Source organism: Mesotoga sp. UBA5825 (assembly GCF_002432955.1).
Lineage (GTDB): Bacteria > Thermotogota > Thermotogae > Petrotogales > Kosmotogaceae > Mesotoga.
Map to the genome: position 1 here is coordinate 1777 of NZ_DJHG01000136.1, position 9956 is coordinate 11732.

Consider the following 9956-nt stretch of genomic DNA (forward strand, 5'->3'; position numbering starts at 1 on the left):
TACTGCCACATGAAAGAACTTGTTTATCTTCATTATCTATCACGCCTTTTTTAAGAGTTTCTTCAGACCTTCGCCCTTCTTTCTACTCTTCACAAACTGGTCGAAGAATACTGCTAGTATGATAATCGCTCCGATGACAATCTGCATTATGAAGGGATCTACTCCTAGCAGATTACCGCCATTTCTGATCGTTTGGATTATCAGGGCACCCATGGCCGTACCAAGAACAGTACCGACTCCACCACTAAGACTGGCTCCGCCGATGACGACCGAGGCTATGGCGTCCAGCTCGTAGCCGTTTCCTCCAGTCGGTACTCCTGCAGCCATTCTCGTTCCGAGCATCAAACCGGCTATAGCACTGAAAATCGCAGCAACGATGTAGAAGGAATACATATTAAGTCGGATATTGATACCGGATAGTCTGGCTGCCTCCTCGTTACTTCCTATGGCATACAGATTCCTTCCGAATTTCGTATACTTCAACACAAACATCATAAAAGCTGCAAGAACGATCCACGTCCATGCCAGGGCCGGTATCCCGAGAAATTCGGCAACTGCAAACTGCCTGTACTCAGTAGGAACACCGGTAACCATTCTCCCGCTTGAGATGTACATAACAACGCCTCTTACAAGCGTCATCATACCAAGCGTTGCTATGAAGGCAGGCACTTTTCCGTCATGAACCGCCACGGCATTTATCAGCCCTACCAACGCACTTATTCCAAGAGCGATAAGTATTCCTACAAAGGTCGGAAACTGGAACTCTCCTCTTGTGGAAGTGAATATCGCGAATACCATTCCGCTGAGACCTACTATAGAACCAACAGATAGATCTATACCTCCAGTGATGATAATCAAAGTCATTCCTATCGCAACAACACCGTTTATCGAGGACTGCCTGATCAAATTAGTAATGTTAGCCCATGACGAGAAGTTTCCTTTTGTTGCGATGGCCAGAAAGACCCACATCACAACTAAGATTATCAGAAGGTTTCTTTCGGTAAAAGCCTTTCTATCCCTCTTTCCAGCCATTTCAGACTGCCTCCTTTATCTTTTCTTTCGAAACAAGGTTCTTCATTGCCAGTGTCAAGAGATGCTCCTCTGAGAAGTCTTTCTTTTCTACCTCGGCTGCCATCTTTCCGTTCGAAATTACGTAGATTCTGTCAGACATTCCCATTAGTTCGGGAAGATAGGAAGAGATTAGAATAATTCCCTTTCCGGATGCCAGAATCTCTCCGAACAACTTGTAGATTTCAGACTTAGTTCCAACGTCGATTCCGACAGTCGGTTCATCGAATATCAGTACATCTGTGTTCTTGCAGAGCCATCTCGCGATAATAACCTTTTGTTGGTTTCCACCGCTCAGCTCAGAGACTTTCTGGAATATGCTCCCGATCTTTATGGAGAGTTTGTCGACATAATCTCTTGCTTGCATGTGTGCTTTCCGATAGTTGATTAGAGGACCCGTCATAGTGTTGTCAAAATTGATTATGTTTATATTGAAATCAACATCCTGCTGCAAGAATATCCCCTGTTTTCTTCTGTCTTCCGGCAGATAACCGATTCCGTGTACCAATGCATCTTTAGGATTCTTGATTGGAACATCTGAACCCCTTACATGGATACGTCCTTCACTTCGGTTGTCGACTCCGAAAATAGCTCTCGCTATTTCCGTTCTTCCTGCACCGACAAGACCGAAAAGTCCGACCACTTCGCCGGCCCTTACATTGAAAGAGATATTCTCAAATCTGTCGCCGGAGAGATTCTCTACTCTCAAAAGCTCTTCGCCGGGTTCCGTATCTTTCTTATAGTACATTTCTTCTATCGATCTTCCAACCATTAGGGGGATTAGTTTCTCAACATCTTCAAGTTCCTCTGTGGTATATGTTCCAACTGTAGCTCCGTCCTTCAAAACCGTCACCGTATCGCAGATGTCGAAGACCTCTTCAAGGTTATGGGAAATGTAGATAATCGCAGTCCCCTTCTTTTTTAGATCTCTAATGATCCTGAACAGAATTTTCGTTTCGTTCCTTGTCAAAACGGCAGTGGGTTCGTCGAAAATGACCAGTTTCGATTTCTGCCATAGCGCCTTGGCAATAGTTATCATTTCGCTCTCGGCTATACTTAGCTCTCTGATGTTTCTGTGAACGTTTATATCCAACCCTATTTCATCAAGAAAGTCCTTGGATTCTTTGTACATCTTTCTCCAGTTGACAAATGGACCGATCATGGGCTGCTGTCCAAGAAAGAAATTCTCCGCAACGGTAAGATCGGGCGTTACCATAACGTCCTGGTAGACAGCATATATCCCGAGTGCCTTGGAAATCAGAGGAGAGTTCCTGGTCACTTCGCTTCCCTCGAAGATCATGGTCCCCGAATCTTTCGTGTAAGCTCCTGTAATTATCTTTATCAGAGTTGATTTACCTGCTCCGTTCTCTCCTACAAGACCCCTTACTTCACCACTCTTGACGGAGAGGGAGACGTCGTCAAGAGCCTTAACAGCAGGGAAACTCTTATTTATCCCTTCAAGCTCGATTACAGTCTTTTCATCAGGCATGCCATCGCACTCCTTTAGCTCCCGTATTTCTTCTCATACTCTTTGAGAATTGAAACACTGGCACTTGAGCCGAAAACGGTCGCTCCCAGCTCCATGAACTTCTCAACATGCTCAAGGGTTCTAACACCACCGGAAACCTTGATCTTCTTCTTGCCGGCAACGACAGAGTTTATTAGTTCAACATCGCGATAAGACGTTGCTCTTGGGCCAAAACCAGTCCCGGTCTTAACGAAATCTATTGTTGGCACATCAACTATAAGTTCACAGACTTTCACAATTTCATCTTCTGTGAGTCTGCTGGTCTCTATTATAAACTTGCAGATTCTGTTTCCTTTCTTCACTCTCTCAGAAAGAACTACAAACTCTCTCTCAACGAGATCCCATTTATTCGACTTCACAGCGGAAACATTGATCACAATATCGAAATCAGTAACTGTTTCTCCCAGGGAAAGGTAGTACTCTACTTCCCTCATCTTCATATCTGTGGGAACCATCCCGAGCGGGAAGCCCCCCGGCCCTACGTTAATCCCAACTTCCGTTCCCTGCACTTTGTCTATTACATACGTGGGGATAGCATACCAAGGTACAACGACATTTCTGAAGTTGTACTTCAGCGTTTCATCAACGAACTTCTCGATATCTTCCCACCTAGCCTCGGGATTAAGCAAGGTATTATCAAATCTTCTATTGAAAGCCAGCTCGTTTTTCATCTAGTAATTACCTCCATGTGGCCAAAAATTCTGAAAATGGGCAGCTTTCGCTGCCCATCATGTTCATTTAAAACAACTTAAGAATCAATACCTCTTTCTAGAAAATGGATCAAGTATCTCCATAGACTCTTCAAGAATGTCCTTGGTGATGATATAGACACCAGTGTCATAGTATTCGGGAAGAGGCTCGCCGTGAATTGCCATGAAGGCGTACATAACACCCTTATATCCCATACCATGGGGGTCCTGAACGATAAGGGCTTTAAGTGCTCCGCTGTCAAGTGCCTCGATTTCCAGAGGATCCGAGTCGTAAGCAACGGCCATTATCTGGTTCTCTAGACCTCTCTGTTCGATAACTCTCGCAACACCGATACCAGTGTGGTTGTTGTCAGCGAAGAAACCAACCAGGTCGGAATGGGCTATCAAAAGGTCTTCTGCTGCGTTGGCTGCTCTAGAAATGTCATTGTCAACATAGATCGTCGGAAGAACTGTCAGATTGGGTGCGATCTCCTTCAGTCTGTTGATGAAACCAGTGTCTCTGTCGGTAAGAACCTGGACACCAGCCATGGCGCTAATCAAACCAACTTTTCCGTCGAGAGGCTTGTTGTTAGCCTTTAGAGCCTCAACGAGCTTGTCGGCTGCCGCCGCTCCACCAACAGCGTTGTTCGTTGCGAGGAATGAATTGAAACCAGTATCATAGACGAAGTTGTCGATGAGAATTATCTTAATTCCCTGTTTGTATGCTTCGTCCAGAATCAGAGAAGGAGCTTCTGAACTTGTAGAAGAGATGACTATTGCATCAGGCTTCTTGTTAACAACATCTTCGAGTATGGATATCTGAAGATCGATATCGGCTTCGGACGGAGGTCCGTAGACCGTGACGTTAACTAGTCCCTGGAGATCGTGTTCGGCATTCTTGCCACCCACAATTGTGTACTGCCAGAAGTCAGAATCCGTTGCCTTGACTATAAAGGCAATTTCGTAAACTGCAAAACCTAGAGTGGCTCCGAAAAGGATAGAAGCCATAACGAGTAACATAAGTACTTTACGCATAAGCAAAACCCTCCTTATATGGTTGTTCTGTACATACGCACGTACACATGTACGTACAAACAAAATAATTATAGCAAGCGAACGAACTCGCAACAAATTTGAAAAACAGAGAGAATTTTCGTAATTAGAAGTTTGGAGTCAGAAAGAAGACATAATCGTCTTTAATCACTCTTGATCATCGCGGATTGCTTCTGGGAAGTTTAGCCCTCTGGAATCAGTCTTACTGTTCAGTTCTCTTTTCTTCGAATACATTGCAAGTTCTGCATTCCTAAGTACGTCATAAAAATCAGTTACAAGATCTTTCTTAGTGGCAACTCCAAAAGAGGCGCTAGCTTCCACAGAGAAACATCCCACCTTGCTCAGGTTTTCCTCTATCCTTGAGACGATTTCCTCTGCCTTTTCGGTGTCTGTTCTCAGAAGAAGGACAACAAACTCATCTCCACCCCATCGAACGACGAGATCCTCGTGCCTGCAGGATTCCTTAATTGTGCGAGATATCGTCTTCAGATAATCGTCGCCGTAGAAATGGCCGAAGGAATCGTTTAGTGCCTTCAGCCCGTTGACATCCGCAAAAATGACTGAAATCGGAAGATTTCTCGAAGTGTCAACCCTGGACACTTCTTCATCGAAGAAGGTCCTGTTGTAGAGGCCAGTCAGCGAATCGTGGAAAGCAAGGAAACGTATTTCTTTAGTTTTCTTGATCTTTTCAAAGGCTCCAAGAGCGTGAAGCATCAACAACTCGGCAAGCTCGGCATCTTCTTGTTTGAAGCTTCCCGATTCAATGGTGACCGTTTGAAAAACACCGTAATCTCCAATAGGAACACTAAGTACTGCCTTGATCTTACTGCTTGAAGGTCTTGCATCGATTTCCTTCGAAACGTTATCGATTATTATTGTTTTCCCCGTCTTCAAAGTCTTTCCAGCAATCCCCTCATATTTCGGAACGCGAGAGTTGACCTCAATGTTACCAGAATGTCTCTTGGCAACTAGATAGTCTCCTTCAACAACATCCAGACTGTAATAGTCGAAACTCAGAATATCGGTGGCCGCTTTCACTATTAGATCAAAAACTTCCTCTTCTTCTGTGCAGCTCTCCATCTTGAAGGCAATATCGTGGAGACTTCTTATCTTGGCCCTCAGGCGCTCGTTTTCAGTTGCCTTCTTCTCAAGCTCCTCGGTTCTTGCCTTGACACGTCTTTTAAGAGTGTGATTCCAGATCCAGAGGAAAAACAGACCAATGGCAAAGAAAACGAGAATTCCTGCGGCCACCAACAGATGCTTCTTATTCTGTTCGAACCAGTTTGCAGAGCCAAACCACTTCTCGAAAATCATGCCGTATTCCCCGCTCTCTCTTACAAGCAGGAGGCCCTTATTCAGTTTATTGAGAAGAACGAAGTCGTCTTTTGCCGTTGCGAAAGCGTAGTCTCTATCGAAGAGCGCGGTACTCGAAACTTCAAGATTATCGATCTTGTTCTCCTTGGCAAAGTAGAGACATTGGTACTTCTCGAAAAGACCAAAGTCGCCACTTCCTGAAGATAGAAGCTTCAGTCCCTCTATCGGAGATTCAACGGCAATGATTTTGTCTGTAATTGAATTCTCGAGCAGATAATCATGCATAACTCCGTTGCGCTGAACTACTATTTCTTTACCGAACAAGTCTTCAACCGTCGTTTCCTTTTGACCCTTTCTATAGAATATCCCCATATGGAGGGTATTGTGGGGAATCGAGAAGCTATATATCTTCTGTCTCTCGGGAGTAACAGCCATCCCTAATAGACCGTTAAGTTCTCCCGACTGAAGCTTTTCGACAACACTGTTCCACTCACCAAGCTCAATCTCAATATCCAGTTCGGCCGAGTCTGCAACCGCACGCATCAAATCGACATTGAAACCGATGGGCTTGCCGTTTTTATCAACAAACTCATACGGAGGATAAGCATTATCCCCGCCAAAAGTGAGCTTATCTGCAATTACTGATGTAAACAACAGAATCGATACAAGCAATGTTAGAACGATTTTATTCATTTTTCGATTCACCCCGGTCCCAAATATCATATCACGATCATTACAAAAAAAGAAAGTCTTCATGAAAAGCAGTCTATTGAGTATTGTCTGGAATAGCTATATTCATTACAAGTAGCAAATCTCGTAAGTTCTCACCTAACTTAAGAGTAATATAATCATAATTGTGCTCTATCAATTTGTTCACTTCCGACAAAATGCTGGTATTTCATTCTTTTCATTCAGTCATTAGTTTGGTTTTTTTGAACCGTAACGGTTTCACGGATTCTCTTCTTCCCGAATCAGACAGAACCAATTTCTCAAGCCGAGTTTGTTTACCTGCTGCTCTCCTGCGAGAAAGTGATCGACCTGTGTATTAATATTGAATAGAGATGACAGTTCGAGGGGGAGTTCATTTTGAAGATTCTTGTTCTTCTAAAACAAGTTCCGGATACCGATGAAGTTAAGCTCAATCCCGAAACGGGGACGATGATAAGAGAAGGAGTTGGGACAGTTATTAATCCGCTTGACCTTCATGCGCTGGAGACCGCTTTGAGGTTGAAGGAAGCAGGTGATCATTCGATCACCGTGGTCTCTATGGGACCTCCTGTGGCAGAAGAGGCCGTAAGAGAGGCGATTGCCATGGGAGCCGACAGGGCGGTTCTCCTTACAGACAGAAGATTTGCGGGAGCCGATACATGGGCCACAGCCATGGCTCTAGCGAGATTCGCGGATAGAGAAGGTCCGTTTGACCTGATCCTTGCTGGGGAAAAGGCAACAGACGGCGAGACAGGGCAGGTCGGACCCGAGACGGGAGCCATGCTGGGCATACCGGTAGCGACCTATGTTTCCAGCATAGTCGATCTCGAGGATAACGGGATTACCGTTGAACGCGAAGTAGAGGACGGCAAAGAGATATGGAATCTCCCTCTGCCTTCACTAATATCGGTGACAAAAGACGTTAACGAGCCGAGACTTCCGACACTGAGTGGCAAGAAACTGGCGAAAGATGCGCCCATTGAGAGAATCGGAAACGATTCTCTTGCAATGGATCCATCGGAGACCGGTCTGACTGGCTCACCTACGAGAGTAGTAAGGATAGGAACCCCAAAACTCTCAAGAAAGGTCGAGATGTACGAAGGAAGCGATCTAAAACATGGGATAGATGAGATAAAAAAGAGACTGCTTCCATATCTGGTGGTGAATCATGAGTGATCTCCTGGTAATCGCAGAAAGAAGAGGAAGCGAAATCCATTCGAGTACATATGAACTACTGGGGAAGGCTCGCGAGCTTTCACTCAAGCGTCCCTTCAACGTTTCGGTAGCGGTCCTCTCTGACAATCGACTTGATGAAGATGCAACGGCATCGCTCTTCTCCGGTGGGGCCGACAAAATTATCATGGCTATAGATAAGAGTCTTGGAAGATTCAACTTTGAGCCCTACACAAAGACTCTTGCCGCGATCGTCAAGAAACTCTCGCCGGAAATCGTGCTTGCCCCGGCGACGACTTCGGGGAGAACCTACATGCCCGGACTGGCGGCGCTGTTGAAGACCGGCCTTACTGCCGACTGCACCGGACTGGATATTGAGGAGGACACAGGAAATCTGCTGCAAACCAGACCGGCAATCGGGGGCAATATAATGGCTACGATCAAGACCCCTAACCACAGGCCCCAGATGGCAACGGTCAGGCCAAAGACATTCTCGGCCTTGAAGGAACCCTACATGGGAAACGGCGAAGTGGAATCCTTCGAGGTTACTCCAGAGATGATCGAGACAAACGCAACGCTTCTCCAGTTCAAACCAATAGGCGAAGGAAAGAAAGGCGTTCAAGACGCAGAGGTAATAATCGCGGGAGGGATGGGTCTCAGAAAAGTTGAGAACATGGAACCGATCTACAGACTTACAAAGCTGATTAATGGGACCGTAGGTGCTTCAAGAAAGATCGTTGATTCAAAGTGGATCGGACATGAAGCCCAGGTAGGACTGAGCGGCCACACGGTCAAGCCGAAGATCTACATCGCTGCAGGAATTTCCGGAGCCGTTCAGCACATTGCAGGAATGCAGACTGCTGAATTCATAGTTGCAATAAACAGAGACAGAAACGCAGCGATATTCAACTTTGCAGACATCGGGCTTGTAGGAGATGCCGTAGAGATCTTGAACGATCTCGTAGAAGCTCTCGAGTCGGAGGTGAAGAAGTGAAATACGGACAGCTTAATGCCAACCTAATAGAAGAGCTTCAAAGGCTTCTACAAATCCCTGTGAAGTACGACGAAGAGTCTCTGGATCGATACTCGAGAGATGAGACGGCAGAAGTGAAAGCCATAAGACCCGAGGTAATTACTTTCCCGGTGAGCACTGCCGAGGTTTCGAAGATTATGAGATTTGCAAATGAGCATCTGATTCCAGTAACTCCGCGTGGAGCAGGAACCGGACTATCCGGAGGTGCAGTTCCGTCTTTCCGGGGAATTGTCATGAGTTTTGAAAAGATGAACAAGATCCTTGAATTCGACGAAGCCAACATGATGATTACTTTGGAGCCGGGGGTTATCACCGGAGAGATCCAGAAACTGGCAGACAGGCACAACCTTGTTTACGGGGGGGATCCCTGCAGCAGCGAAAGCTCATCGATCGGGGGTAACGTTGCTGAGAATGCCGGCGGAAATAAGGTCATGAAGTATGGGCCCACCGGATTTCACGTTTACGGTCTCGAGGTGGTTCTACCTTCCGGTGAGGTGACAACTTTCGGCGGGAAGAGGCTCAAAGATGTCAGCGGATTTGACTTCGTCCACCTCTTGGTCGGTTCGGAAGGAACTCTTGGAATAGTGACCAAAANNGCTCCTTCCGAAGCCGAAGTATTCCGTGGCACTGCTCGTGCCCTATCCAGATATTGATACTGCGATATCAGCAGTGCCGAAACTAATGAGCGGCTCCGGAGTTGTTCCGACTTCTCTTGAATTCATGGACGCCTCATCTATCAAAGCAGCCTGCAGATTCCTGAATGTGGAGTTCCCATACGCAGATGCCGGAGCCCATCTGATAATTGAAGTAGAAGGCAACAGCAAGGATTCGGTATTCGATGATTACGTCAAACTCGGAGAAGCCGCTATCGAAGCGGGCGGTCTTGAGGCCTTCGTGGCGGACAACAGAAATACAAGAGACAAACTATGGAAGGCAAGAAAATCGATTGCTGAAGCCCTCGCTGCAATAAGCCCAATACACAGCATGGAAGACGTCTCCGTTCCGATGGCAAGTATACCAAAACTGATAAAAGCCTCCGAAGAGATAGCCGAGAAGTATGGTCTTGAGATGATCTCCTTTGGTCATGCAGGCGATGGAAATGTGCACGTAACCTTCATAAAGGGGAACCTTCCTCAAGACCAATGGGACAGAACTCTCCCGCTGGCCGAGAAAGAGCTCTTTGACGAAACCACAGAGTTGGGGGGCTGTATCAGCGGAGAACATGGTATAGGAATCAAGAGAAAGAAGTATCTCGCATCGATAATCGATGAATCCCAGCTTGAACTAATACGCGGCATAAAGAAGGCCTTTGACCCGAACAATGTGCTCAATCCAGGGAAGATTGTCGATCTTTGAAAGAGGGGAGAGCCGTGGTAGGGGGTTGGTAAGA

General features: G+C 46.1%; 7 protein-coding genes and 1 pseudogene. 3 read left to right on the forward strand and 5 right to left on the reverse strand.

Annotated features, from left to right (window positions below; genetic code table 11):
• Positions 1 to 39 precede the first annotated feature (39 nt).
• From B3N33_RS12720 to B3N33_RS12740, 5 genes are all read right to left on the reverse strand, one after another.
• Positions 40 to 1032 carry an ABC transporter permease gene (locus B3N33_RS12720; protein WP_103135007.1) on the reverse strand — a complete coding sequence of 331 codons (993 nt, stop codon included), beginning with the start codon at positions 1030 to 1032 and terminating at the stop codon, positions 40 to 42.
• Position 1033: 1 nt separating this feature from the next.
• Entirely contained in the window at positions 1034 to 2557 is a 1524-nt protein-coding gene (locus B3N33_RS12725) for a sugar ABC transporter ATP-binding protein (protein WP_292589906.1), read from the reverse strand.
• Between the two features lie 14 nt (positions 2558 to 2571).
• Complete coding sequence (deoC, locus tag B3N33_RS12730) at positions 2572 to 3267, reverse strand: deoxyribose-phosphate aldolase (protein ID WP_099830471.1); 696 nt, start codon at positions 3265 to 3267, stop codon at positions 2572 to 2574.
• 84 nt (positions 3268 to 3351) lie between these two features.
• Entirely contained in the window at positions 3352 to 4320 is a 969-nt protein-coding gene (locus tag B3N33_RS12735; RefSeq protein WP_099830470.1) for an ABC transporter substrate-binding protein, read from the reverse strand.
• Between the two features lie 165 nt (positions 4321 to 4485).
• Positions 4486 to 6345, reverse strand: coding sequence for a diguanylate cyclase domain-containing protein (locus B3N33_RS12740; RefSeq protein ID WP_292593535.1), 1860 nt, complete (start codon positions 6343 to 6345; stop codon positions 4486 to 4488).
• A 393-nt stretch (positions 6346 to 6738) separates the two neighbouring features.
• Between B3N33_RS12740 and B3N33_RS12745 the strand changes: the two genes are divergently transcribed.
• The 3 genes and pseudogenes from B3N33_RS12745 (at position 6739) to B3N33_RS13005 (ending at position 9922) form a co-directional block, all read left to right on the forward strand.
• On the forward strand, positions 6739 to 7536 hold the full coding sequence (locus B3N33_RS12745; protein WP_214061206.1) for an electron transfer flavoprotein subunit beta/FixA family protein: 798 nt from the start codon (positions 6739 to 6741) through the stop codon (positions 7534 to 7536).
• On the forward strand, positions 7529 to 8527 hold the full coding sequence (locus B3N33_RS12750; RefSeq protein WP_292593536.1) for an electron transfer flavoprotein subunit alpha/FixB family protein: 999 nt from the start codon (positions 7529 to 7531) through the stop codon (positions 8525 to 8527). The genes B3N33_RS12745 and B3N33_RS12750 overlap by 8 nt, the downstream gene beginning before the upstream one ends.
• A pseudogene (locus B3N33_RS13005) lies at positions 8524 to 9922 on the forward strand (FAD-binding oxidoreductase). The gene B3N33_RS12750 and the pseudogene B3N33_RS13005 overlap by 4 nt, the downstream one beginning before the upstream one ends.
• The last annotated feature ends 34 nt before the right edge of the window (positions 9923 to 9956 follow it).